The sequence below is a fragment of the uncultured Veillonella sp. genome, from assembly GCF_963534045.1.
Lineage (GTDB): Bacteria > Bacillota > Negativicutes > Veillonellales > Veillonellaceae > Veillonella.
Genome location: NZ_CAUSQT010000003.1, coordinates 31,179 through 55,033 on the forward strand (window position 1 = coordinate 31,179; position 23,855 = coordinate 55,033).

Below are 23,855 nucleotides of genomic sequence, written 5' to 3' on the forward strand. Positions count from 1 at the left end.
AACTTAGTTAAGAAATACGTTGCATTTTAACCATAAAGAAACCATCCATATCATCTGTTGGTGGATATGTTGTAATCATACCACTATTTGACTTAAGTGGGAAATCATCCGCCACAGGAATAATAGAAAACTCCTTATGTTTCTGTAAAAATGCCTCGACTACCTCTTCGTTTTCCTTGTAGTTTAATGTACAAGTGGAATATATTAAATATCCTTTTTCCTTAACAGTCATAGCAGCGCGTTCTAAAATCGCTAACTGTAATGGTGGTAATTCTCTAAGTATCGATTCCTGTTTTCGCCAACGCATATCTAGTTTCTTTTGAAGTATACCTAATCCAGAACACGGTGCATCTACGAGCACTCGATCAAAATACGAGTTCCATGAATCTGGTAATTTTGTAGCATCCTGTACTTTTGTATGAACAATAGAAGCACCCAATCGTTCAGCATTTGAATTCATGAGTTCAATCTTATGTTCATGTATATCACAACTCATTAATGAACCTACATTATCCATTAAAGTTGCCATGTACATTGATTTACCACCTGGAGCAGCACAGCAATCTAATATACGCTCACCAGGTTTCGGATTTACGAGACGTGCTACTAGCATAGATGCCTTATCCATAAATGTAATATAACCTTTTATAAATGCCTCAGATTTTTCAAGGCTACCACGATGGCTATTAATATAAATTATATCCTTGTAATTAGTATCCTGAGTAACATCCCAACCTTGTTCATTTAATAAAGATAAACATTGCGGAATATCAATAAGAATCGTGTTAATACGTGCCGTCAATTTAGGCTGTTCATTAAACCATGCACATAAATCCTCTGTTTTATCACGACCAAACTCACGTATCCATAAATTGATAAGCCAAAGAGGAATATTGTAAATGAAAGAAATAGCTTCTATATCATTAGCCGCCAAATCTTCAATACCAATAGTATCTTGTTCTCGTATAACAGATCTCAATATGGCATTTACGAAGCCAGATAGACCTCGTGTTAATTTCTTCGCTAATTTAACTGATTCATTAACTGCCGCACTTTCCGGTACCTTATCCATATAGATAATCTGATAAATACCTAGGCGCAAAATTTCTACGACCATAGAGGACAATTTTTTTATAGGACGTTTGGCAAAATGTACGATAATAGCATCTAAATAATTGCGTCTACGTACCACACCGTATACAAGTTCTGTAAAGAAGCGTCTGTCTAAGTCAGATAGATTATATTTTGAAATATAGTCCTGTAAAACAATATTAGCATAGGCGCCCTTACGATTGATATCAGATAATGCCTTTACAGCCAATAATCGTATATTCTGTTTTTGTCCGTTTTTAGCAATTTCGTTCATAGTTATCCTTATCAATCAGTAACTCTACAGCATCTCGTACCTTGTTAATATCAACAGTCGTATTACAACAAGGTCCATTAGGGCGTTCATTTAATACTCCGATAACAGGAATAGGAAATACATCAGCCATGCCACTTGCAAGATCTCGTTCACAAGCTATAGCAATAATCGCTTTAGGTTTCGCTTCTTTAACCTTCATACGAGCCAATGTACCACCAGTGACAACTATGAATTGACAACCATATTCCTTTGCGATTTTCAATAACCCTCCTACCTGACAGCGACCACATTGCTTACAGTTGTATACATCATGTGTCACCTTATGAATACAAGTGTTCTCTTGAAGACAATGAGGTGTTAATAGAAGGATACGTTCAGGAGGTACTTTATATAAATTCATAACCACTAGATGATTAATTAAATCAATCATAGCTTGACGTAATTCATCTTTTTGTATGCCTATGAAAGCCTTTCCTAGCCCTAATGATAATTGGAAAAGTAAATAAATAAATCGATTAGCTATTCGTAAAACTATAGGATGAATATATCTAAAACCTAGAGAAGCAATAGCTAGAACAAACCAAAGTACCCAAATACCTAATATTAAAAGTCCACCGATACTTTCACTAATAAAAGCTAAGTTGTATGATATTCTTTCTAGTCCTGGCCAAACTATATACATTGAGAAGCCCATGATTATTGAAATGAATAAACAAGATAGAGCCGATAATTTTAAATATAATGGGTATCTTTTGTAAGATATATTACACTTCGTCAAATGCAATACCACCTTTAATTTGATGACCATTAATAAAATCTTGAGCACTAATACGCTTTTTATTTTCTGGTTGTACCTCTATAAGGAGAATAAAACCTTGATCACCAGTCGACACAACAAGTCCCTTTGCTGAATGCACTATAGTTCCAGGAGGTGCAAATTCTACAGGAACCTCATTGTTATTTACAAAAATTGTGGTCATCTTATTGCTTACAGATGTAATCTCAACCATTTGAGCAGACCAAATCTTTAACCGTTTCCCCTGTAAGAAAGAATAACATCCAGGTGCTGGAGTTAAACCACGAATCAAGTTGACAATCTTATGTGCCGGTTGATGCCAATCAATACACCCCATTTCTTTTGTAATCTTAGAAGTGTGGCTTGCTAAAGCGTCATCTTGAGGGGTGGCTGTAATTTCACCTTTCACCCATTTATCTAATACAGGAGAAATAGTGCGAGCCCCTAATTCAGCAATGCGCTCAAATAAAGCGCCTGTTGTTTCGTTTGGAAGTATATCAATTTCTGCAATATCGATAATATCCCCTGTATCTAAACCATCATCCATATGCATAATGGTAACCCCTGTTTTAGTATCACCATTTAAAATAGCATAATGGATAGGTGCTGCCCCCCTATATTTTGGCAATATAGATGCATGGATATTAATACATCCATATTTAGGCAAACGAATAAGCCATGGTGGCAAAATCTTACCGTAAGCAATTACGACGATAACGTCTGGTGCAAGATCAATCAATTCCTTTTGAACAGCATCATCACGTAATGTTATAGGTTGATACACGGGCAAATCCAAAGATAACGCAGCTTCTTTAACTGGTGGCATTTGAATCTGCTTGCCACGTCCCTTTTGTTTATCAGGTTGGCAATATACACCTACTATAGAATGACCAGCCTCAACTAATGCGCGTAATGTAGGAACAGAAAAATCTGGCGTGCCCATAAATACTATGCGTAATGGATTATTGTTAGACAATTTCCTTCTCCTCCGGATGATCTGCAACACGGCGTAAGTTTGTAGCTTTTTCAATAAATAAATGACCTTCTAAATGATCTATTTCATGTTGAAAAATTCTAGCCAAAAAACCTTCAGCTTTAATCATAACTTTTTTATTATGTGGATCGATACCTTTTACGGTAACCTTTTCAAAACGTTCCACATCTCCGAAATAACCTGGTACACTTAAACAGCCTTCTAGCCCAATTTGGCTTCCTTCACCATGAATAATTTCAGGGTTGATAAGCGCTATTAATCCACTACCAGCATGATCATCAACAACTATAATACGTTTGGATACATTTACCTGCGGTGCTGCCAATCCAACACCTTCCGTTTTATACATTGTGTCGGCCATATCTTCTATTAAAGCACGCATTTTTTTATTTACATGTTCTACAGGTTCTGCAACCTCTTTTAATATGGGATGTCCCGCTTTTACTACTTCAAGTACTGCCATATACTCCTCTTATCAAATAGGGTCTACATCGATAAGTAGACCTTCTTGTGTAAAAATCCAAGAATTATATATATAATCTTTTACGGCATCTAAATTTTCTCCGCGAATCATAATCGATAAACGATACATATCGCGAATCTTTTTAATGCCTGCTTCATAAGGACCATTAACATCAATCGATGGTGATTTAAAATTTGTTTCCAAATCATCTACAATTTTTTGAGCAATCGATTCAGCCATTTCTTCCTTCCCATGTCTTATAACCATATAAATCATTTCGCGAAATGGTGGATACCCTAAGTCCTTACGATTTACTATTTCTTCATTGTAAAAGCCCAAATAATCATGAGCCTTACTCTTTATTATAGCATAATTTAAAGGATTATATGTTTGTATAACAACACTGCCAACCTTATCACCACGACCCGCTCTTCCTGATGTTTGCGTTAGTAGATCAAATGCACGTTCAGATGCTGAATAAACAGGTATATTTAAGACAGAATCAGCCGTCAATATACCTACAGCTGTTACATCCTTAAAATCATGCCCTTTAGAAACCATTTGGGTCCCTAATAAAATATCATATTTATGTTTACCAAAATCTTGAAGAATTTCTTCGCCCATATCTTTATGCTTAGTTACATCTTGATCTAAACGCGCAATACGAGCGCCTTTAAAATGTCTGCGTAATTCTTCTTCAACTTTTTGTGTGCCAGAGCCAAAGAATTTAATTCTTTTACTATGACATTTAGGGCATACTGAAGGAATTGGTTCATGGTGCTCACAATAGTGACACCGCAACTCTTCACCAGCTTGATGGTATACCATAGCAACCTCACAATGAGGACACATAATCGTTTCACCACAATCACGACACATGACAAATGTGCTGTAGCCACGACGATTTAAAAGAATAATCATCTGATTTCCATCCGCTAATGTCCGATCAATAAGATGTGTCATAGCATCGGAGAACACCGAGTAGTTGCCACGAATCATTTCTTCTTTCATATCTACAATTTGAACATTTGGCATCGGTTGATCAAAGATACGGGTTGGCAACTCTAACAGCTTATATTGTCCTTGTAAAGCCTTGTAATACGATGTGATAGCAGGTGTAGCAGAGCCTAAAATAACAGGACAATCATGAGCCATACCTCTCCATAATGCAACATTTTTTGCATTATAACGAATCATATCTTCCTGTTTATAGGACGTATCATGTTCTTCATCTAATACAATAAGCCCAATATCTTCAGCAGGCGCGAAAACGGCAGAACGAGCGCCAATAATGATATGGCTATCCTTCCTTCGTATACGTTCCCAGTTATTATTTCGCTCACTAATGGTTAGTTTACTATGGAAAACAACAACTTCATCACCAAAGGTAGAAACAAAACGACGAACAATCTGATCGGTTAATATAATTTCAGGAACCAGAATAATGGCGGTTTTACCTTTTCCTATACAACGAGCAGCAGCTTTTAAATAAATTTGTGTTTTACCACTACCAGTTACACCATGCAAAAGGAATGTATTATACGATTCAAGGTCCATCATCTGCTTAATCGGTTCATATACAATTTGTTGTGCTTCAGTTAACGGAATTGTTTCTTCACCACTCAGCAATTCGGTAAAAGAAGTTTTTGTATCTTTAAAGCGTTCTTCAATATGAATGCCATGCTCTTCACCGACCTGTTTAATGACCATATAAGAATAGCCCTTGGCTCTTAATAAAGATTTAGGAGCCCCACCTACGTCGATGAGATAGTTAGCCAACTCACGCTGCTTGCGCTTCTTAGGACTTAATTGATCAATCTTAAACTCTGGCGTTACAACGAGCCATTCTTCTTTTGGTGCATCGTAAGATTTTAATGTTTTATGCACAGTAAAAAGACGTAAAGCATCTCCAAAGGAACACAAAAAATAACGACTAATTTTCTGTGCCGTATCCATCATTTCCCGAGTAAACCAAGGATCACTATCAAGAATATCTATTATAGAACGCAAAGTAAATGTTGGTTTCTCTAATAGTTCTTCATACCCAATAACGATGCCCTCTTCACGACTACCACCTAAGGGAACTAATACACGAGTCCCTGCTTTCACATCACCAAATTTCTCTGGTAACAAATAGCTTAACGGTTTATGTAATTGTTTGGCAGGTCTATTAATAATAATACTTGCTACGCGCATTAGTTCACCTCCTCTAATCTAATTATTATAACATATCCTAGAGGAGATAAAAAAAGACTTAGTAGACAAGTCTACTAAGTCTTTACTATTATAAGCCAGCTTCGTGACGTAAAATATCAGCTTTATCAGTACGTTCCCATGGAAGATCAACATCAGTTCTACCAAAGTGACCATACGCAGCCGTCTTACGATAATGAGGCTTTAATAAATCAAGCATTTCAATGATACCTGCTGGGCGCAAGTCGAAATGTTTGCTTACTAATTCTTGAATTTTTTCTTCTGCAATCTTAGCAGTACCAAATGTATCAACTAAAATGGATACAGGTTTTGCAACACCAATCGCATACGCTACTTGTACTTCGCATTTATCTGCGAGACCTGCAGCTACAACATTTTTAGCTACGTAACGAGCTGCATATGCTGCGGAACGGTCAACCTTGGAAGGATCCTTACCAGAGAAAGCACCGCCACCATGACGAGCCATACCACCATACGTATCAACGATGATTTTACGACCTGTTAAACCAGCATCACCATGAGGACCGCCGATAACGAAACGGCCTGTAGGATTAATGAAAAATTTAGTGTTTTCATCGATGAATTCTGCCGGAAGTGCTGCATCAATAACATAGCGTTTCAAATCATTTTTAATTTGCTCTTGTGTTACTTCTGGGCTATGTTGCGTAGAAATAACGATTGTATCAATACGTTTAGGTTGATTGTCAACATATTCTACAGTAACTTGTGTTTTACCATCTGGACGAAGATATGTTAATGTGCCGTTCTTACGAACTTCTGCTAAACGACGGGATAAACGATGTGCTAAAGAAATTGGCATAGGCATATATTCAGGTGTTTCGTTTGTTGCGTAACCAAACATCATGCCTTGGTCACCAGCGCCAATTTTATCATTGATTTCGCTATTACCATCTTTAGATTCTAATGCTTCGTCTACACCCATAGCGATATCTGCAGATTGTTCATCAATAGATACTAACACACCACAAGTATCACAATCGAAACCATATTTTGCACGAGTATAACCAATTTCTCGAATTGTATCACGTACTACACGAGGAATATCAACATATGTGCTTGTAGAGATTTCCCCTACGACATGGACTAAACCTGTAGTCACAAGTGTTTCACAAGCTACACGAGCCTTTGGATCTTTTTCAATAATCGCATCCAAAACAGCATCAGAAATTTGGTCAGCTATTTTATCTGGATGGCCTTCCGTAACGGATTCAGAAGTAAAAAACATATGTTTTTCTGCCATTTTTGCCTCCTATAATAAAAAAATCCCTCATGGTCTCTCATGAGGGAGACCCATCTATCAGTCCATGACTGTTGGAATTAGCACCTTCTTTTAAAAAGGGTTGCTGTAGCTTCAACGGGCCTTTCCCTCCACTACTCTTGATGAGTTAAATTATGATATAAATTGTATACCATTTTTGTAGAAAAATCAAGTTAATCCACTTTATGTAACGCTAAATCCTGTTCAGCCTTATGTAATGCGCTTTCAAATTTTCGATATATTACATAAGCTATTTTACAGCTAACAATTCAATAACTTCTCCAATAATGTATCTAGCTAATTCTGATTTTTGCATATTTGGCATTATTTTAGGCTCTTTATTTGGATATAAAAAATATCCTTCATTGGTATCTACATTAAACCCAGCATTTGATTTGCTTACATCATTGGCAACTAACATATCAAGGTTTTTCCTACGCACCTTATCCATGCCGTAATCGACAACATGCTCAGTTTCTGCAGCAAAACCAACCAATAATTGATGGGTTTTATGTTCTCCTAGACCTTTAAGTATATCTGGATTCTTTACAAGCTCTAAGGTCATTGTCTCCATTTTTTTAATTTTTTGAGGGGCTTTATTAGCTACTCTAAAGTCTGAAACAGCCGCAGCCATAACCACCACATCTGTGGATTCATAATAGGAATTAACAGCCTCTTGCATAGATTCTGCAGAATCTACAGGCACATATTCAACTCCATCAGGTACAACGAGAGATGTAGGTGCACTAACGAGAATAACCCGAGCCTTTTCCTTAACAGCGGCAGCGGCAATAGCATATCCCATCTTTCCACTAGATCTGTTGCCAATATATCTCACGGGATCGATATTTTCTTGTGTTCCACCAGCGGTAACAAGGACAGTCTTACCAGCTAATTTACCTGTTCCTTCTAAGGACTGTAATTCTTCAGTCAACCAATTAACGATGGCTTCTGGTGATGGTAATCTACCCACACCTGTTACACCACAAGCCAGCCAACCGGCATCCGGTTGCATAATATGATATCCTAATGACGATAAATCCTCTAAATTTCTCTGTACAATGGGATTATTAAACATCTCTGTATTCATAGCTGGACATAAAAATTTAGGTGCAGGCGTTGCCATAATTGTTGTCGTAAGCATATCATCGGCTATACCTGCTCGTATTTTACCAATTACATTGGCTGTAGCTGGTACCACGATATAAGCATCAGCCCACGTTGCAAGAGCAATATGTTCTACATTCCAATCGTGAATTTCTTCCCACATATCAACAGCTACAGGATGTCCACTAATTTCACCAAATGTCATAGGTGTAGCAATATGTGTGGCATTCTTGGTCATTACGACTTTCACTTCTGCCCCAGCCTTGCGTAAACGACTAACTACTTCAATAGCTTTATAAGCAGCAATACCTGCTGAAACACCTACGATAATATGTTTGCCTTTCATAATTCTCCTTTTAAAAATTCCTTGTACAAAATGTACAAGGAATTCTGAGTAAAATTATTTAATACCTTCTTTAGTGCGTTTATATGTTACTTCACCTTCAGCAATTTCATAGAATGCTAAAGATACAGGTTTATCTGTATTATGAATATCAGTAGCAAGACACTCTTCACCATCAGTTAATTCACGAGCGCGCTTAGCTGCTAATGTTACCAATGTATATTTACTATCCACACGTTTTTCCAATGCTTTCAATGGAGGTTTTACCATCATACTATCACTTCTCCTTAGATTCTTGATATTGCTTATAAATATATTGAATTTGCTCCTTATTACGACTGATTTTACAAGCTTCAGCGCGCAATATAGAAGCAACCTTTAAAGACGCATCCTCTAAATCATCATTGACTACAATGTAATCGTAACGATGAGCCAGAGCTAATTCGGAACAGGCCAATGATAACCGTTTATCAATAACCTCTTTTGCATCAGTTCCGCGATTATGAAGGCGTTCAGATAATTCAGTTAAAGATGGTGGTACGATGTATATAAATACAGCATCACTAAATCGCTCTTTAACCTGCATAGCCCCTTGTATATCAATTTCAAGGAGTACACTTTTACCTTCATCCAACAAATTCATCACATGCTGTTTTGGAGTGCCATAATAATTATCATATACCTTAGCATACTCTAAAAACGCATCCTCTGACAATAATGATTCAAATTCTTCTTTTGTACGAAAGAAATAATTAATTCCTTCTTTTTCACCGACCCGTGGTTCTCGTGTAGTCATGGATACAGAATATACAAGATTAGGCATTTCACCACGTATATTCGAACAAATCGTTCCTTTGCCTGCACCAGATGGGCCTGAAATGACAATTAATAAACCTCGATCTGCCATAATAACTCCTAAGCTTCTACAGTATCCTCATCGACTTCGTGTTGCACAATACGATGTGCCACAGTTTCAGGTTGAATAGCCGACAATACTATTTGTCCACTGTCCATAACGAGTACAGCCCGAGTTTTACGTCCATAAGTTGCATCTATGAGAAGACTTTTATCTCTTGCATCTTGAACCATCCGTTTAATAGGCGCCGATTCAGGGCTAATAATAGCGATAACGCGATTAGCAGAAACCATATTACCAAAACCAATATTCAGTAATTGGATACTCATAAACAGACCTCCTTACTCAATATTCTGTACTTGCTCTCTAACTTTTTCTAATTCACATTTTAATTGTACCACATGGTCCGTTAATCTAATATCCATGGCTTTTGAGCCGATCGTATTAACCTCTCGATTCATCTCTTGGATGATAAAATCTAACTTACGACCAATAGGTTCATCCTTCTTTAGTGTATTTGTTAATTGTACCACATGAGACCTAAATCGGACAATCTCTTCCGTAATATCGGTTTTATCAGCCATAATGGCAACTTCTTGGAGTAAACGATCTTCATTAATAGCAATATCTAAATTGTCTACATACTCAAGCATTTTCTTTCGTAAATTTTCTTTATAAGCTAACACAGCATCTTCTTTATGAGCATTTATATCATCAATAATGGCCGTCATATGTGAAAGCCGTTCTAGCAAATCCTGCTGAATTTGTACGCCTTCAGATGTTCGCATATGGACCAAAGCATCAAGAGCTTCCATCGTAGTTTCTGTAATCAAAGAACAAAGAGAATCTTCTTGTATTTCATCATCTTTAATTTGAATCCACTCATTGGATATAGACATAACTGCTGCTAAAGGCACTTCTTGAGCAGATTTATAAAATCCTTCTAACACTAATAAGTCTTGTATTTGATTTTTTAACGAGCTATTTATTAAGAATTGCTTTTCTCTATCATCTATATCCTGCAACGTAACAAACACATCAACTTTGCCACGATGTAAGGACTTTTGAATGCATTTTCGAATACTGTGTTCTACAGAGTTAACTTGTTTTGGACTCCGTATGTTAAGGTCTAAAAATCTTGAATTAACAGATTTTATCTCAATTGTGCATTGTAAACCATCTGCTATACGTGTTGATCGTCCAAATCCGGTCATACTATTCATAGATGAACCTCCTTTTTATATATTGTATCACGAATTTTAAAGATATCTATTAATTATCTATGATATACTAAACTATACATTGTGAATTACCAAATGAAAGGATCACCATGAATTTAGACGGATTAACCATGTCTGTATTGGCAAGAGAATTAAATGAAAGCCTACAGAATGGACAAATACAAAAACTATATCAAGTAGATAAACACTCACTACTCTTTAAAGTACGCAGTGCTAATCAAGATGTAAATCTTATGATAACTGTAGGTGCCAATCCTGCAATCTATATATGTAAACCTATCCAAGATTTACCCAAAGAACCTAGTTCATTATGCATGTTTCTACGAAAACATATAGAAGGCAGTCGTATTACCTCCGTAGAACAAATTAATGGTGATCGTATTCTCTGTATACATATTGATAAGCTTGAAATGGATGGTTCCATTACCTCTACAGCAATATATATCGAACTTATGGGGAAATATTCTAACTGCATCTTTGTACAGAATGACATGATTTTAGAATCTATTATTCATGTATCCCCCTTGATGAATCGAGAACGCTCTGTGGGTCCTAAGATGACATACGAATTACCACCTAATTCTAACCGAGTATCTTTACTAGATTTTAATGAAGAAGAAATAAAAAATCTCCTTAGAACCTTTGGTTCAGGTACGGTCACCAATACAATACGTTCTGTCTTTAATGGATTTGGTAAATCGTTATTAGATTATGTTCTAACAATATCTAATTTAGATGGCACGGAAGATCTTAATACCTTATCAGATGATACGGTTCATAGATTATCCGGAGCTTTACATAATCTAAAGGAAAAATTATTAAAGGCTTTTCAATTATATGTCTATAAAAATGTAAATGGTAAAAAAATATATATGCCATTCCCTTTGGAAACAGATTCTACATTGATAGAAACGTATCCAACCATCTCAAAAGCAATCGAACAGTCTATTGTGGCCACTGGTTCAATTCATACGGCTGATAAAGAACTAGAACGTATTATAACAAATGCTATAAAAAAAGAAGAATTACGTCATAAAAAAATCAAAGATGAACTAGATGATACTAAAAAGATGGAAACCTATAAATTATACGGTGATCTTTTAATGATTAACGGTCATTTGCAAGTACACTACCAATCGTCTATTGACGTACAGAATTTACTTTCAGAATCAGCAGAAACCATAACAATTCCACTAAAGCCAGAATTAACTATTGTCGAAAATGGGCAATGGTATTACAAACTGTATACCAAATTAAAAAACCGTATCATCAGTGGTCAATATCAACTAGACCAAAGTACTATTAAAATAGAGTATTACAGAACTATATTATATAGCTTATCCCTTGCCACAACTAGAGAGTCTTTAGAAGAGATCAGACATGAATGTATGGACGCGGGTATTATAAAAAAATCTAAAAAACCTCTTTCCTATAAACTAGGAAAATCCAATTATATTCATCTTGAAATCCCAGAAGGCGAGCTTTATATTGGACGAAATAACCAGCAGAATGAATACTTAACTCATCGTTTTGCAAAACCAAATGATCTGTGGTTTCATACACAAGATATTCAAGGTTCCCATCTTATTTTACGTACGAATCATGAACCTGATGATATGCTCATTTCACAAGTAGCAAAATATGCTGCTTATTTTAGTAAGGCCCGTCATTCATCAAAGGTGCCTGTAGACTATACATATATAAAAAATATCAAAAAACCACCTAAATCACCTTTAGGATTTGTTATTTTTAACACTCATCAAACAATGATTGTTGAACCAGAAAAACCGCCTATGTATGAGGAATAGCAAAACCCCCGATAGAAATCTATCGGGGGTTTTCTCTGCAATCATTAGTATGATCTTATCTGATTACAACATATTATATATTATTGATTTTCAGTTTTTTGTTCACTTTGTTGCAAGCTTTCGCGGTTTTGACGAAGGCTTTCCAACGTTTTTTCTAAATTGTTTTCTACATATTTCAATACATCACCAGCATATTGAATAGAGCTAGATTTTAACTCTTCAGAAGATTGGTTTGCAGCATTGATAATTTGATTAGCTTGTTCTTGTGCTTGCTTAACAAGTTCACTTTCAGCAGTCAATTTAGCAATGTAATCTTTGGCTTGATCGATTAATGTTTCAGCTTGACGTTGAGCATCAGCCAATACTTTATCTTTTTCGGCCACAATACGGCGAGATTCATCGAGCTCAAGTGGTAAAGATTCTTGAATTGCATCGATAATACGCATAATTTCATCTTCTTCAACCATGCGTTTTGTAGTCATAGGAATACGGCTGCTAGATTCAATAAGAACCTCTAAATCTTCAAGTAATTTTTCTGTTTTCATACAATTCACTCCTATTATTTATTACCATCGATGTTAAAACGTTTTTCTAATTTTATCTTTACATCGTCAGGAACAAGTCCATCTAACTTACCACCAAATTTAGCTAACTCACGAATCCCTGTTGAGCTTACAAAAGAATATTTATTATTGGTCATAATAAACACCGTTTCAATATCATCATCCAAGTATTTTGCAAATAGAGCACGTTGAAATTCATATTCGAAATCACTAAGAGCTCTAAGTCCACGAATAATAATACTTGCATTTTTGGATTTAACATAATCGATGAGCAATCCACCTGTACAGTCGATTTCTACATTAGGAATATGCTTAACCGCATTGCGAATCATCTCAACGCGTTCTTCCATAGTAAACAATGAATTCTTATTAGGATTTGAACTTACAGCGATAATCAACTTGTCTACTAGACGACTACCGCGCTCAAAAATGTCAACATGACCATTTGTAACGGGGTCAAAACTTCCTGGGCAAACTCCTATCCGCAAGGGTCTAACTCCTTTCACTATGTTTCACAAAATATGAAACAAGGGTGTAACCAAATTTTTGTTCCTTTATACATTCCCATTCTGGTGGCATGGTGAAAGCCTCATCTTTATGATGTTCTAAGACTAAAACACCATCATCAGCTAATGCATCATGAGCCACAACAAAATCAATAGTCTCCTGTATAAAGCCATTTTCATATGGTGGATCTGAAAAAATATAATCGAACTGCTGGTCACCTATAAAATGTTTTAGTTGTGAAAGTTTCTTAGGTACAATTTGGATTCGATTATCAACGCGACAATGTGTAGCATTTTCACGAATTAACTTCCCCGTCCTAAAATCTACGGCAATCGCTGACTCGGCTCCACGACTTAGTGCTTCTATAGCAACAGCTCCGGTACCAGAAAATAAATCTAATACGCGAGCACCATATATACCACGATGCGCTAAGACGTTGAAGATACTTTCACGAACACGATCCAAAGTGGGACGCGTATCCATCCCCTTTGGAGCCTTTATAGTATGGCCCTTTGCAGTGCCTCCAATAATTCGCATACAATCCTCACTAGATTATACTCATTAATTATAGTATATAAATACCTAAAATAAAAGTATCTTTTACAATTATGATACTTCGATTTTGCTATCTCGTCCCATCAATTCTTGCAATGCTAATTGAGGTGACTTTTCCTCATATAAAACCTCATATAGTGATTGTGTTATAGGCATTTCTACGTGGTGTTTTATGGCCATATCCCGAATAATCGATGTTGCAAAAAAACCTTCTACAACCATATTCGTATGATTCATAATATAGTCCATCGTCTTGCCATCCGCTAATTGTTGACCGGCAGCACGGTTCCGACTATGTTGGCTCATACAAGTGGCAATTAAATCACCCATTCCCGCTAAACCTGCATACGTTTCTTTTCGTGCACCAAGTGCTAAACCAAATCGAGTCATCTCATGTAGACCACGAGTTAGTAATAAAGCCTTACAATTATCCCCAAGAGACAAGCCATCAACGATACCGGCAGCCAAGGCTATTACATTTTTTGTAGCCCCTGCTAATTCGACACCAATATAATCATCACTAGTATATATGCGAAATTCTTTGCTGTGTAAAGCTTGTTGTACCTTTTTACCTATATCCATAGAAGTTGTACCAACCACAGCAGCAGCAGGTAAGTTCCTACCAATTTCTTCTGCGTGATTAGGACCAGATAAAACAGTTAAATGACAACCGACGGAAGATAATTCCTCCTTCATGACTGTAGTCAATAATTTGCCACTTTCCCGTTCAACACCTTTAGAGCACAACACATATATTTGATCCTTGTGAGCATATTTTTTTAAATTTTGTAAAGCTGTACGCACATGAATGGATGGTGTAACAATCAATACAATATCAGCCTGTTCAATAGATGTTTGTAGATCAGAACTAATGATGAGTTCATCAGGCAATATAACACCAGCTAAATATGACTTATTTTCTCTGTTCTTAATAAGTTCATCCTTAAACTCTGAACGTCTGCAATATAAGGTTGTATCATTTCCGGCCACTACAGATTTAATAGCAAGGGCTGTCCCCCAACTACCAGATCCGACGATGCAAACTTTCATATTACTCTCCTTTTTTAACGCGTTCTACTTTTAATTCTTTACCGGCTAGTAAACGAGAAATATTTTCTCGATGACGTATGATAACAAACAATGCAGCTAGTGCACCAAATCCTACAAACCACCAGGATTCGCCCATTACATACATCAATACAGGAACAAGCGCAGCAGCCACAATAGAACCTAAAGAGACTAATTTAGTGAAATATACAATGACGCCCCAAATAGCAAAGCATATAACTGCAACTATTGGAGATAATGCAATGAGTACCCCCAAACCAGTTGCAACACCACGGCCACCTTTAAAGCCAAGAAATACGGACCAATTGTGTCCAATCATGGCTAAAATACCACCTAGGATCATGTACATAGGATTTAAATGGGAAAACAAGAATACCCCAATGGCACCCTTTAATGCATCACAGAAAAATACAGGAAGTGCTGCCTTTAAACCAATAACACGATAGGTATTTGTAGCACCTATATTTTTTGATCCATATAGGCGGACATCTGTATTAAAAAATAATTTACCAATAATGAGTCCGCTTGGAATCGAACCGATTACATAGGCTAATAATGCATACCCTATAATAGGCATAATATCATTCACAACTTTCACCCTTACCCTTTGTACTTATTACTCTTCATCTTCACGTTTTTTACCGCGAAGGATTAATCGAATTGGAGTACCTTCGAAACCAAAACTTTCACGTAAACGATTTTCCAAGAAACGCATATACGAGAAATGAATTAATTCTGGTTCATTTACAAATAGGATAAATGTTGGAGGTTTAACACTAGCTTGTGTCATATAGTAAATTTTTGGAATTCTACCATTACGAGATGGAACTGGATTTACAGTTTGAGCATCTTGTAGTAATTGATTCAATGTACCAGTAGAAACACGACGATATTGTTGTTCTGATACGAATTTAAGCATATCTGCTAAACGATGAATGCGTTGTTTTGTCAATGCAGAAGCAAATAGAATTGGTGCAAATTGCAAGAATCCTAATTCATCATAAATATCTTCTGTATATCTCAATGTAGTTTTATCATCTTTTTCTACAAGATCCCACTTATTTACTACAATGATAACGCCCTTGCCGGCTTCATAAGCATAACCAGCAATTTTTTTATCTTGTTCTGTAACGCCATCAACGCCATCTAATACAAGTACAACAATATCAGAGCGATCAACGGAACGAAGAGAGCGAACAATGCTGTAACGTTCAACAGCTTCATCAATCTTGGATTTACGTCTCATCCCCGCTGTGTCGATAAGTACAAATTTTTGATCACCATGTGTCCAGTGCGTATCAATGGAATCACGAGTAGTGCCAGCTACATCGGAAACGATAACGCGATCTTGACCTAATAGTGCATTAGTCAAGGATGATTTACCTACATTAGGTCTACCGATGATGGCCACATGAATGGTATCTTCTTCATCTACATTAGTTCCTACCGGTGGGAAATGTTTAACCGTATCATCTAATAAATCACCTAGATTCATTAAATTCTTTGCAGAAATGCCAATTGGATCACCAAGTCCCAAATTATAAAACTCATAAATATTAGGTTCTTGATTTACACTGTCTATTTTATTCACTACAAGGACTACTGGTTTTCCACTAGTACGTAAAATATTGGCCACTTCTTCATCAGCCGGTACAATACCTTGCTTGCCATCAACCACAAAGAGGATTACATCAGCTTCTTCAATAGCGAGTTCAGCTTGTAAACGCATCATTTTAGGAATGACATGACTATTCTCTGTTACGAACTCGATACCACCTGTATCAATCATTGTAAACTCACGATTAAGCCATTCTGCATCGAAGTAAATTCTATCTCGTGTAACGCCAGGTATATCCTCGACGATAGAAATTCGTTTATTAACAATGGCATTAAATAATGTAGATTTACCTACATTTGGACGACCAACTACGGCCACTAATGGTTTTGCCATACTTTCACCTCTTTTATTATCTATATACATCACTTCATTTTATCATATTAAAGGGAATGTACGCAAAAAGGCTAATCAAGGAAAACCTTGATTAGCCTCATTAAAAGATTCTGAATTATTCAGCGTCTTCTTCTGTTTCTTTTGCTTCCATCAACTCAGTCAAAGCCAAGCCCAATTTCTTTTCATCTTTGTTAAGAGAAATGATTTTAACTTCAACTTCTTGACCACGGTTCAAGTAATCTTCAACTTTCGCATTACGTTGTTTTGTAATTTGAGAGATGTGAAGTAAACCTTGAATATCATCGTTAACAGCTACAAATGCACCGTAAGCTACCAAACGAACAACTTTACCAGTGATTACATCACCAACGTGTAAAGTTTCTTCAGCAACATCCCATGGGCTCTTAGTTAAAGCTTTTAAGGACAAGGATAATTTGTTGCTTTCAGGGTCGAAGGATTGCAATTTAACTTCGATTTCTTGGCCAACGGAAAGAACATCTTCCACTTTTTTAATTTTTTGCCAAGAAATGTCAGAAATATGAAGTAAACCTTCAATACCACCGATATCTACGAATGCACCATAAGGCATGATTTTACGAACGATACCTTTATAGTTTTCGCCAACGTTAATATTTTTCAATGCTTCAGCTAATTTAGCTTGACGTTCCACTTCAAGTACTGCACGACGGGAAAGAACCAAACGGTTTTTCTTTTCGTCGATTTCAAGAACTTTAGCTTCGAATTCAGTACCAACCAAGTTGTCCAAAGATTTTACGAAATGCACATCACCTTGGGACAATGGAATGAAACCACGAAGGGATTTTACTGTTACCACCAAGCCAGCTGGGATAGCATCGATACCTTTACATACGATAGGTTCGTCTTTTTCTTGTGCTTCGATAACATATTGCCAATCTTCATCTTTAGCCAAACGAGTCATGGAAAGATAAATAGGATTATCTTCTTTGATGTGGTTCATGATAACTGCTTTAATTTCATCACCATTTTTCAACACATCTTTGGCAGAGTTTGGTGCTGGATAAGAAATTTCAGTTCTATTCAAAATTGCTTCAGTTTTGTAGCCAAAAGATACCCATGCGCGTTCATCTTCAACTTGTACTACTTGACCTTCTACAACGTTTCCTTTCTTAAATTCTTCTTGACCTTCTGCTGCTAATAATTCTGCAAAATCTTTCATTGTCTCAATGACCTCCTTAATAATCCAGTCGGGAGTCGATGCTCCTGCTGTTACTCCTACCGTCTGTACTCGGTTAAACCATTCCAGTTGTAATTCAGTAGAAGTTTCAATGTGATATGTTGTACATCCAACGTCTCGACAAACCTCTGCCAATCGGTTTGTATTGCCGCTGTTCTTACCACCTATCACAATCATAAGATCTACGTTACGAGCTAATTCAACGGCAGAATTCTGACGTTCCTGAGTTGCATTGCATATCGTTTTGAAAATCTTAAGATTTTTAGATTTTTTCTCTAATATCTCTATTATACTGTTAAATTTGAATTGTGAAAAGGTAGTTTGAACAACTACACCCATTTTTTCAACAACTTGTAGATTTTTAGCGGAATCTTCATCTTCAATGATTATTCCCTTGTTATTCGCCCATAAATTGATGCTTTTAACCTCAGGATGGTTTTTTTCACCTAATATGACTAGTGTCATACCATCTTCAATAACCGATTTAGCATCTTGTTGAGCTTTTTTCACATGTGGGCATGTAGCATCTACAATGGCTAGACCTTTTTCTTCAGCCTCTTCATAAATGGCAGGTCCTACACCATGAGAACGAATAATCATTGTGCCCTCATCGATATCAGATACCTCTTGAATAGGACTGACCCCTTTACTTTCAAGACGCCCCACGACTTGGGGATTATGAATGATAGGACCTAATGTATAGCTTTTCCCCTTACCATTGGCAGCTTCGTTGGCCATTTCAACGGCACGTTTTACACCATAACAAAAGCCATGGTTTTCGGCCAAAATTATTTCCATAATGTCTCCTCTATACGATTCTCATGATAGGAATCAATCATCCGTTGTATTTCTGCTTTAACCGTATCGTTAACCGCCTTAATGGCTTCTGGCGTAGGCTTAGCTTTGCTTACCGGCACCTGTTTACCGATAATACAGGCCACATGATTTCTCTTCATGTTATGAGAACCAATAATAGCTACAGGTGTAATACCAATGCCTGTACGTAAGGCAATTGATGCAGCTCCGTCATGAAAGCGTCCAAGTTTGCCACTCTTTTGACGATTGCCTTCTGCAAAAATCCCTAAGACTTTATTATTCTTTAATAGTCCCAACGCATGTCTAATAGCTATTTTATCTATGGCACCACGATTTAAAGGGAAGGCTCCAAGCCAGGTACAAAAAAATCGAGAAATAGGATTTACAAATAATTCCTGTTTCGCCATAAAGTGTACATGTCTTGGCAATGCATAGCCACAAATAGGTGGATCATTATTGCTCAAATGATTTGGTACCACAATAACCGGGCCTTCCATAGGGAAATTATCGCGACCATATACCTTTAATCCATAGCCAACCTTATAGCGCAACCAAAAGGCTGTGCGCCAAAGCCATGTAGAAAATTTGTTCATCTTAGATTCGCTCCTGTACTAGATGTAATATATGTTCCACAGTTTCATCAAATGTCATATCACTAGAATCGACCAACACAGCATCTTCTACCTGAATCAATGGAGATTCTTTACGGTTCTTATCCATATCATCACGTTGCATAACGCTATCTTTAATATCTTCTAGCGTTTGCTCATTAGATGTACCTTTTACCTCTAAATAACGACGCATAGCACGAGCTTCAACTGAAGCTGTTAAGTAAATTTTTAGTTCTGCATCGGGTAATACAACAGAACCAATATCGCGACCATCGAGTATAACTCCACCTGCTTCAGCCATAAGACGTTGTCGTTCAACTAAGTATTGGCGTACCCCTTTATATGAAGCCACTATAGAAACAGCATTGTTCACTTGTGGTGTTCTGATACAGTCAGTTACATCTTGACCAGCGATAAAAACCTTACATGAATCATCACTGGCCTCCATAGTAAGATCTAATTCTGGCAATAACGCTTCTACGGCCTTTTGATTATGCACATCAATATGATTATGCAGTACAGCCCATGTAACAGAACGATACATAGCACCTGTATCAATATATAGATAACCTAATTTCTTTGCCACTATTTTAGAAATAGAAGATTTACCAGCCCCTGCTGGGCCATCTACGGCGACGGCAATTTTATGTGTATTCATAATTCCCTGTATCACTTTCATAAATTATATTAAATATAGTATTCAATCATGCAGCGTAAAACATCCTCATTAAAACGCTTCAGGGTGAGTTATATGCATAGCTGCTACATATCCTGTGGAAAAAGCGGCTTGTAAATTATATCCGCCTGTAAAGGCATCAATATCCAATACTTCACCAGCACCATATAAGCCTTTCACCAACTTGGATTCCATTGTTTTAGGATTAAATTCTTTTAAAGAAATACCGCCAGCTGTTACTATAGCCTCTTCTACAGGGCGCAACCCCTTCACTGTCAGAGGCATGTGTTGCAACATATAACCGATTTGTTGACGTTCTTCCTTTGAAATCTGATTGATTGGTTTTTGCGGATCAATACCGGCTAACTCAATAATTAATGGTATCAACCGACTTGGTAACAAATCTTTCATACCGTTAATCAATTGTTTTTTAGAGTATAGATCAAAATCTTTTTGTAATCGTTTATCTAATGTCTCTGGAGATAATGCGGGTTTTAAATTGATATCTAAACCTATGGTACCAATATTTTTCTTACGCATTAACTTACCCACTGTATGACTGAGTGATAAGACAATTGGACCGGTAATGCCAAAATGAGTAAACATCATTTCCCCAAACATCGTGGCTTGTACCTTATTTTTAGCTATTACAGACAATTCAACATTCCGCAAGCTAAGCCCCATCAGGTCTTTCACCCACGATTCTTCGGTTACAATCGGTACCAAGGATGGACGGATATCGGTAATCGTATGCCCAACTTGAGAGGCCAAAATATATCCATCACCAGTAGAACCTGTAGCAGGATAGGATTTACCTCCCGTAGCAATAACTACGGCATCGGCGTGATAAGTTTCTTTATCTGTTACAACACCGGTGACAGTATCGTCATCGACTAGAATTTTCTTAACCGGTTCCTCAAGATGAACATCTACACCGTAGTGTTTCATAAGCTTCATAAAGGTATTTCGTACATCCAGCGCAGAATCTGAAGCGGGAAACACGCGGCCGCCTCGCTCTACCTTGGTTTCTAAGCCAGCATCATGTAATAACTGCAACAAATCTTCGTTTGTAAAACGCTCATAAGCACCATATAAAAACTTACCATTACCAGGAGTATTCTTTATAAATTCAGACATATCACAAGCATTCGTAATATTACAACGGCCCTTGCCTGTAATCCCCATCTTCTTCCCTACGTAGTTCATTTTCTCTAGAAGCGTTACCTTTGCTCCTTCTCGTCCTGCGATGACAGCAGCCATTAATCCCGCTGCGCCACCTCCGATAACTACGACGCGCTTCATTTAGAAGCTCCTAACGCCTTAAGAGCACTTACTTCACGTTGTGTCAATTGACGAACACCACCGCGCTTAACACCACTTAAGGTTAATCCACCATAAGCAATACGTTTTAAATTATGAATTCGATAGCCAAAGTGTTCAAACATACGACGCACTTGTCGATTACGACCTTCATGAATGGTAATTTCCACCTCATGAACTCCATTGTGATCATCAAAGCCCAAATCTACAAGTGTAGCAGGTGAAGTCACACCATCTTCAAGAGGTACGCCATCTGCGATAACCTGTAAATCAGAATCATTTACACGCCCCTTAATACGAACTTCATATGTTTTTTCAACGCCCTTAGATGGATGTGTAAGGTTTTGAGCTAGTTCTCCATCATTTGTTAACAATAATAAACCTTCTGTATGTAAATCAAGTCGTCCAATTGGATAAATGCGACGTTTCTCATTTTTAATATAATCCATTACAGTTTCCCGTCCTTGTGGATCTGTAACAGATGTAATAACACCTTTCGGTTTATTCATTAAATAATATACAGGTTTCTCAACAGCTAACAACTGACCGTCTACCATAACCTTATCTTTCATAGGGTCGACCTTGACACCTAGCTCTGTCACCTTGCGGCCATTAACACGTACCTTACCAGCCGCAATCAATTCTTCCGCCTTGCGACGAGATGCCACACCACAGCTGGCAATAAATTTTTGTAATCGTTCCATTATATATCCTCTTCTATGTATTTTCTAACCCATTTTGATTAGAAGAAGTTGTTACTTCTTCATTATCCACAATATCTACCGGTACACTCGTTGCATCAGCCTCGGCAGTATCTAATTCTTTATGCAAATCATCAATGGATGTAACACCAGTACTTCGCAAAAACTCATCGGTGGTGCCATACAAAATAGGGCGTCCCACCGTATCCTTATGTCCTAATTCGGCAATCAATGCTCGAGACAATAATTGTTTAATTACCTTATCGCTATTAACACCGCGTACCTCTTCAATTTCGGCTTTTGTAATCGGTTGTTTATATGCAATAACCGCTAGTGTTTCCATAGCTGCATTAGATAATTTATCTTCTTTTCTTCGTATATGCCCAATATAAGGGGCCGCTTCTGGTGCACTGACCAACTCAATACCAGCTGCTGAAACGCGTACACGTATACCACGTTTATGAGATTCTAATTCAGATGATAATGCATCTACATATTCCAAGGCGTCTTGTTTTGAAAGTCCAAAAATATCTTGTATAACATCTATAGAAATAGGTTTGGCCGCAGAAAATAGTACCGCTTCTAGATCTGATACGCCCATGCTATTCCTCCTCTACCTCTTCATCATTTTGTAATCCCATGACAGGTGCTGTGAAAATTATGTCATCATTTTCATAAAACATAGCCAATTCCTGTTGTTTTAATAATTCTAGTACGGCCATAAAAATCGTTACCATACCACTCTTAGTTTCAATAGCAACAAGTAATTCGCGAAAGGCTAACCGCTCTCCACGGCGAGCACGACTGGCCAAGGAGACAATCATGTCCTCTAAGCTATATGCATCTTTTTCTACCGTTACTTGACGAACTGTCTCTTCTGATTCTGTTTCATTACGCTTATGTAAAACAGAATAAAATATATCATATAGTTTAGATAATTCTAAGTTATAAAAACTATCCAATCCTAATACACTGGTTTCTTCAGGACGGCTAAAAACATTTGATTCAATAGATGCTTTTTCCATTAAGATTTGAGTAAAATCTTTTATCTTTTTAAACTCAACCAACTTGGCTACTAATTCATCTCGTGGATCTTCGCTTTCATCAGGTTCAGGTTCTACCTTAGGCAATAACATGCGGGACTTAATCTGTAATAATGTAGATGCCATTACAAGGAATTCACTACTATAATGGATATCAAAATGATTCCAATTATCTAGATATTCTAAATATTGGCTAGTGATTTCAACAATTGGGATATCCGTAATTTCAATCTTATGTTTTTCAATTAAATGTAAGAGTAAATCGAGCGGGCCCTCGAATACATCCAATTTATAATTATAGTCCCCCATGAATCCCCATTCCTTATTGATACTACTTCATAACTATATAATTATATCCTAA

Annotated in this window: 25 protein-coding genes and 1 riboswitch; of the genes, 1 reads left to right on the forward strand and 24 read right to left on the reverse strand. The window is 37.0% G+C overall.

Features of this window, described 5'->3' with window-relative positions:
• Positions 1-7 precede the first annotated feature (7 nt).
• The 11 genes from rsmB to RYP29_RS01360 all read right to left on the reverse strand — a co-directional run bounded on the left by rsmB (position 8) and on the right by RYP29_RS01360 (position 10,641).
• Complete coding sequence (gene rsmB / locus RYP29_RS01310; RefSeq protein ID WP_311474801.1) at positions 8-1,366, reverse strand: 16S rRNA (cytosine(967)-C(5))-methyltransferase RsmB; 1,359 nt, start codon at positions 1,364-1,366, stop codon at positions 8-10.
• Positions 1,350-2,174, reverse strand: a complete 825-nt coding sequence (locus RYP29_RS01315; RefSeq protein WP_311531715.1) for a DUF116 domain-containing protein — start codon at positions 2,172-2,174, stop codon at positions 1,350-1,352. Before RYP29_RS01315 ends, rsmB begins: the two co-directional genes overlap by 17 nt.
• Positions 2,131-3,138, reverse strand: coding sequence for a methionyl-tRNA formyltransferase (fmt, locus tag RYP29_RS01320; RefSeq protein ID WP_311531716.1), 1,008 nt, complete (start codon positions 3,136-3,138; stop codon positions 2,131-2,133). The genes RYP29_RS01315 and fmt overlap by 44 nt, the downstream gene beginning before the upstream one ends.
• Positions 3,131-3,619, reverse strand: a complete 489-nt coding sequence (gene def / locus RYP29_RS01325) for a peptide deformylase (RefSeq protein ID WP_311531718.1) — start codon at positions 3,617-3,619, stop codon at positions 3,131-3,133. The genes fmt and def overlap by 8 nt, the downstream gene beginning before the upstream one ends.
• 12 nt (positions 3,620-3,631) lie before the next feature.
• Positions 3,632-5,815: a primosomal protein N' gene (gene priA, locus RYP29_RS01330; protein WP_311531719.1), complete on the reverse strand. Its 2,184-nt coding sequence runs from the start codon at positions 5,813-5,815 to the stop codon at positions 3,632-3,634.
• 88 nt (positions 5,816-5,903) lie between these two features.
• On the reverse strand, positions 5,904-7,094 hold the full coding sequence (metK, locus tag RYP29_RS01335; RefSeq protein WP_005379087.1) for a methionine adenosyltransferase: 1,191 nt from the start codon (positions 7,092-7,094) through the stop codon (positions 5,904-5,906).
• Between the two features lie 47 nt (positions 7,095-7,141).
• A riboswitch (SAM riboswitch) is annotated at positions 7,142-7,241 on the reverse strand.
• A gap of 121 nt (positions 7,242-7,362) precedes the next feature.
• Positions 7,363-8,565 carry a bifunctional phosphopantothenoylcysteine decarboxylase/phosphopantothenate--cysteine ligase CoaBC gene (gene coaBC, locus RYP29_RS01340; RefSeq protein ID WP_311531720.1) on the reverse strand — a complete coding sequence of 401 codons (1,203 nt, stop codon included), beginning with the start codon at positions 8,563-8,565 and terminating at the stop codon, positions 7,363-7,365.
• Between the two features lie 54 nt (positions 8,566-8,619).
• Positions 8,620-8,835, reverse strand: coding sequence for a DNA-directed RNA polymerase subunit omega (gene rpoZ / locus RYP29_RS01345; RefSeq protein WP_005378818.1), 216 nt, complete (start codon positions 8,833-8,835; stop codon positions 8,620-8,622).
• A 4-nt stretch (positions 8,836-8,839) separates the two neighbouring features.
• Positions 8,840-9,469 carry a guanylate kinase gene (gene gmk / locus RYP29_RS01350; protein WP_005378959.1) on the reverse strand — a complete coding sequence of 210 codons (630 nt, stop codon included), beginning with the start codon at positions 9,467-9,469 and terminating at the stop codon, positions 8,840-8,842.
• 8 nt (positions 9,470-9,477) lie between these two features.
• Entirely contained in the window at positions 9,478-9,747 is a 270-nt protein-coding gene (gene remA / locus RYP29_RS01355; RefSeq protein WP_005379012.1) for an extracellular matrix/biofilm regulator RemA, read from the reverse strand.
• Positions 9,748-9,759: 12 nt separating this feature from the next.
• A complete protein-coding gene (locus tag RYP29_RS01360; protein ID WP_105084298.1) occupies positions 9,760-10,641 on the reverse strand; it encodes a YicC/YloC family endoribonuclease in 882 nt (293 codons plus the stop codon).
• A 107-nt stretch (positions 10,642-10,748) separates the two neighbouring features.
• Here RYP29_RS01360 and RYP29_RS01365 point away from each other — a divergent pair, with 107 nt between their 5' ends.
• On the forward strand, positions 10,749-12,467 hold the full coding sequence (locus tag RYP29_RS01365) for an NFACT family protein (protein ID WP_311531723.1): 1,719 nt from the start codon (positions 10,749-10,751) through the stop codon (positions 12,465-12,467).
• Positions 12,468-12,547: 80 nt separating this feature from the next.
• Here the strand turns inward: RYP29_RS01365 and RYP29_RS01370 are convergent, their stop codons facing one another.
• The 13 genes from RYP29_RS01370 to RYP29_RS01430 form a co-directional block, all read right to left on the reverse strand.
• Positions 12,548-13,012, reverse strand: a complete 465-nt coding sequence (locus RYP29_RS01370) for a hypothetical protein (RefSeq protein ID WP_005378819.1) — start codon at positions 13,010-13,012, stop codon at positions 12,548-12,550.
• A gap of 14 nt (positions 13,013-13,026) precedes the next feature.
• Positions 13,027-13,518, reverse strand: a complete 492-nt coding sequence (coaD, locus tag RYP29_RS01375; protein WP_005378904.1) for a pantetheine-phosphate adenylyltransferase — start codon at positions 13,516-13,518, stop codon at positions 13,027-13,029.
• A 4-nt stretch (positions 13,519-13,522) separates the two neighbouring features.
• A complete protein-coding gene (gene rsmD, locus RYP29_RS01380; protein ID WP_311531724.1) occupies positions 13,523-14,074 on the reverse strand; it encodes a 16S rRNA (guanine(966)-N(2))-methyltransferase RsmD in 552 nt (183 codons plus the stop codon).
• A 69-nt stretch (positions 14,075-14,143) separates the two neighbouring features.
• Positions 14,144-15,142, reverse strand: coding sequence for an NAD(P)H-dependent glycerol-3-phosphate dehydrogenase (locus RYP29_RS01385; protein ID WP_311531725.1), 999 nt, complete (start codon positions 15,140-15,142; stop codon positions 14,144-14,146).
• Position 15,143: 1 nt separating this feature from the next.
• Positions 15,144-15,737 (reverse strand): glycerol-3-phosphate 1-O-acyltransferase PlsY, encoded by a 594-nt coding sequence (gene plsY / locus RYP29_RS01390; RefSeq protein ID WP_227068177.1) that lies wholly within the window; start codon positions 15,735-15,737, stop codon positions 15,144-15,146.
• Positions 15,738-15,776: 39 nt separating this feature from the next.
• Complete coding sequence (der, locus tag RYP29_RS01395; protein ID WP_005381310.1) at positions 15,777-17,111, reverse strand: ribosome biogenesis GTPase Der; 1,335 nt, start codon at positions 17,109-17,111, stop codon at positions 15,777-15,779.
• A gap of 115 nt (positions 17,112-17,226) precedes the next feature.
• Positions 17,227-19,125 carry a bifunctional 4-hydroxy-3-methylbut-2-enyl diphosphate reductase/30S ribosomal protein S1 gene (locus RYP29_RS01400; protein WP_105084294.1) on the reverse strand — a complete coding sequence of 633 codons (1,899 nt, stop codon included), beginning with the start codon at positions 19,123-19,125 and terminating at the stop codon, positions 17,227-17,229.
• Complete coding sequence (locus RYP29_RS01405) at positions 19,116-19,736, reverse strand: lysophospholipid acyltransferase family protein (protein WP_311531726.1); 621 nt, start codon at positions 19,734-19,736, stop codon at positions 19,116-19,118. The genes RYP29_RS01400 and RYP29_RS01405 overlap by 10 nt, the downstream gene beginning before the upstream one ends.
• Before the next feature lies 1 nt (position 19,737).
• Entirely contained in the window at positions 19,738-20,412 is a 675-nt protein-coding gene (gene cmk, locus RYP29_RS01410; protein ID WP_311531728.1) for a (d)CMP kinase, read from the reverse strand.
• A 69-nt stretch (positions 20,413-20,481) separates the two neighbouring features.
• Positions 20,482-21,732: an NAD(P)/FAD-dependent oxidoreductase gene (locus RYP29_RS01415; protein WP_311531729.1), complete on the reverse strand. Its 1,251-nt coding sequence runs from the start codon at positions 21,730-21,732 to the stop codon at positions 20,482-20,484.
• On the reverse strand, positions 21,729-22,454 hold the full coding sequence (locus tag RYP29_RS01420) for a pseudouridine synthase (protein WP_105084290.1): 726 nt from the start codon (positions 22,452-22,454) through the stop codon (positions 21,729-21,731). The genes RYP29_RS01415 and RYP29_RS01420 overlap by 4 nt, the downstream gene beginning before the upstream one ends.
• A 13-nt stretch (positions 22,455-22,467) precedes the next feature.
• The gene (gene scpB, locus RYP29_RS01425) at positions 22,468-23,052 is read right to left on the reverse strand and encodes an SMC-Scp complex subunit ScpB (RefSeq protein ID WP_311531732.1); all 585 of its coding nucleotides are present in this window, start codon (positions 23,050-23,052) and stop codon (positions 22,468-22,470) included.
• A gap of 1 nt (position 23,053) precedes the next feature.
• Positions 23,054-23,803: a segregation/condensation protein A gene (locus RYP29_RS01430; RefSeq protein WP_311531735.1), complete on the reverse strand. Its 750-nt coding sequence runs from the start codon at positions 23,801-23,803 to the stop codon at positions 23,054-23,056.
• Positions 23,804-23,855: the final 52 nt, after the last annotated feature.

Bases quoted from the DNA above. Each gene is read 5' to 3' on its own strand.
- rsmB (WP_311474801.1), bottom strand. From the start codon at position 1,366: ATGAACGAAATTGCTAAAAACGGACAAAAACAGAATATACGATTATTG.
- RYP29_RS01315 (WP_311531715.1), bottom strand. From the start codon at position 2,174: ATGGTCATCAAATTAAAGGTGGTATTGCATTTGACGAAGTGTAATATA.
- def (WP_311531718.1), bottom strand. From the start codon at position 3,619: ATGGCAGTACTTGAAGTAGTAAAAGCGGGACATCCCATATTAAAAGAG.
- priA (WP_311531719.1), bottom strand. From the start codon at position 5,815: ATGCGCGTAGCAAGTATTATTATTAATAGACCTGCCAAACAATTACAT.
- metK (WP_005379087.1), bottom strand. From the start codon at position 7,094: ATGGCAGAAAAACATATGTTTTTTACTTCTGAATCCGTTACGGAAGGC.
- coaBC (WP_311531720.1), bottom strand. From the start codon at position 8,565: ATGAAAGGCAAACATATTATCGTAGGTGTTTCAGCAGGTATTGCTGCT.
- rpoZ (WP_005378818.1), bottom strand. From the start codon at position 8,835: ATGATGGTAAAACCTCCATTGAAAGCATTGGAAAAACGTGTGGATAGT.
- gmk (WP_005378959.1), bottom strand. From the start codon at position 9,469: ATGGCAGATCGAGGTTTATTAATTGTCATTTCAGGCCCATCTGGTGCA.
- remA (WP_005379012.1), bottom strand. From the start codon at position 9,747: ATGAGTATCCAATTACTGAATATTGGTTTTGGTAATATGGTTTCTGCT.
- RYP29_RS01360 (WP_105084298.1), bottom strand. From the start codon at position 10,641: ATGAATAGTATGACCGGATTTGGACGATCAACACGTATAGCAGATGGT.
- RYP29_RS01365 (WP_311531723.1), top strand. From the start codon at position 10,749: ATGAATTTAGACGGATTAACCATGTCTGTATTGGCAAGAGAATTAAAT.
- RYP29_RS01370 (WP_005378819.1), bottom strand. From the start codon at position 13,012: ATGAAAACAGAAAAATTACTTGAAGATTTAGAGGTTCTTATTGAATCT.
- rsmD (WP_311531724.1), bottom strand. From the start codon at position 14,074: ATGCGAATTATTGGAGGCACTGCAAAGGGCCATACTATAAAGGCTCCA.
- RYP29_RS01385 (WP_311531725.1), bottom strand. From the start codon at position 15,142: ATGAAAGTTTGCATCGTCGGATCTGGTAGTTGGGGGACAGCCCTTGCT.
- plsY (WP_227068177.1), bottom strand. From the start codon at position 15,737: ATGCCTATTATAGGGTATGCATTATTAGCCTATGTAATCGGTTCGATT.
- der (WP_005381310.1), bottom strand. From the start codon at position 17,111: ATGGCAAAACCATTAGTGGCCGTAGTTGGTCGTCCAAATGTAGGTAAA.
- RYP29_RS01400 (WP_105084294.1), bottom strand. From the start codon at position 19,125: ATGGAAATAATTTTGGCCGAAAACCATGGCTTTTGTTATGGTGTAAAA.
- RYP29_RS01405 (WP_311531726.1), bottom strand. From the start codon at position 19,736: ATGAACAAATTTTCTACATGGCTTTGGCGCACAGCCTTTTGGTTGCGC.
- cmk (WP_311531728.1), bottom strand. From the start codon at position 20,412: ATGAATACACATAAAATTGCCGTCGCCGTAGATGGCCCAGCAGGGGCT.
- RYP29_RS01415 (WP_311531729.1), bottom strand. From the start codon at position 21,732: ATGAAGCGCGTCGTAGTTATCGGAGGTGGCGCAGCGGGATTAATGGCT.
- RYP29_RS01420 (WP_105084290.1), bottom strand. From the start codon at position 22,454: ATGGAACGATTACAAAAATTTATTGCCAGCTGTGGTGTGGCATCTCGT.
- scpB (WP_311531732.1), bottom strand. From the start codon at position 23,052: ATGGGCGTATCAGATCTAGAAGCGGTACTATTTTCTGCGGCCAAACCT.
- RYP29_RS01430 (WP_311531735.1), bottom strand. From the start codon at position 23,803: ATGGGGGACTATAATTATAAATTGGATGTATTCGAGGGCCCGCTCGAT.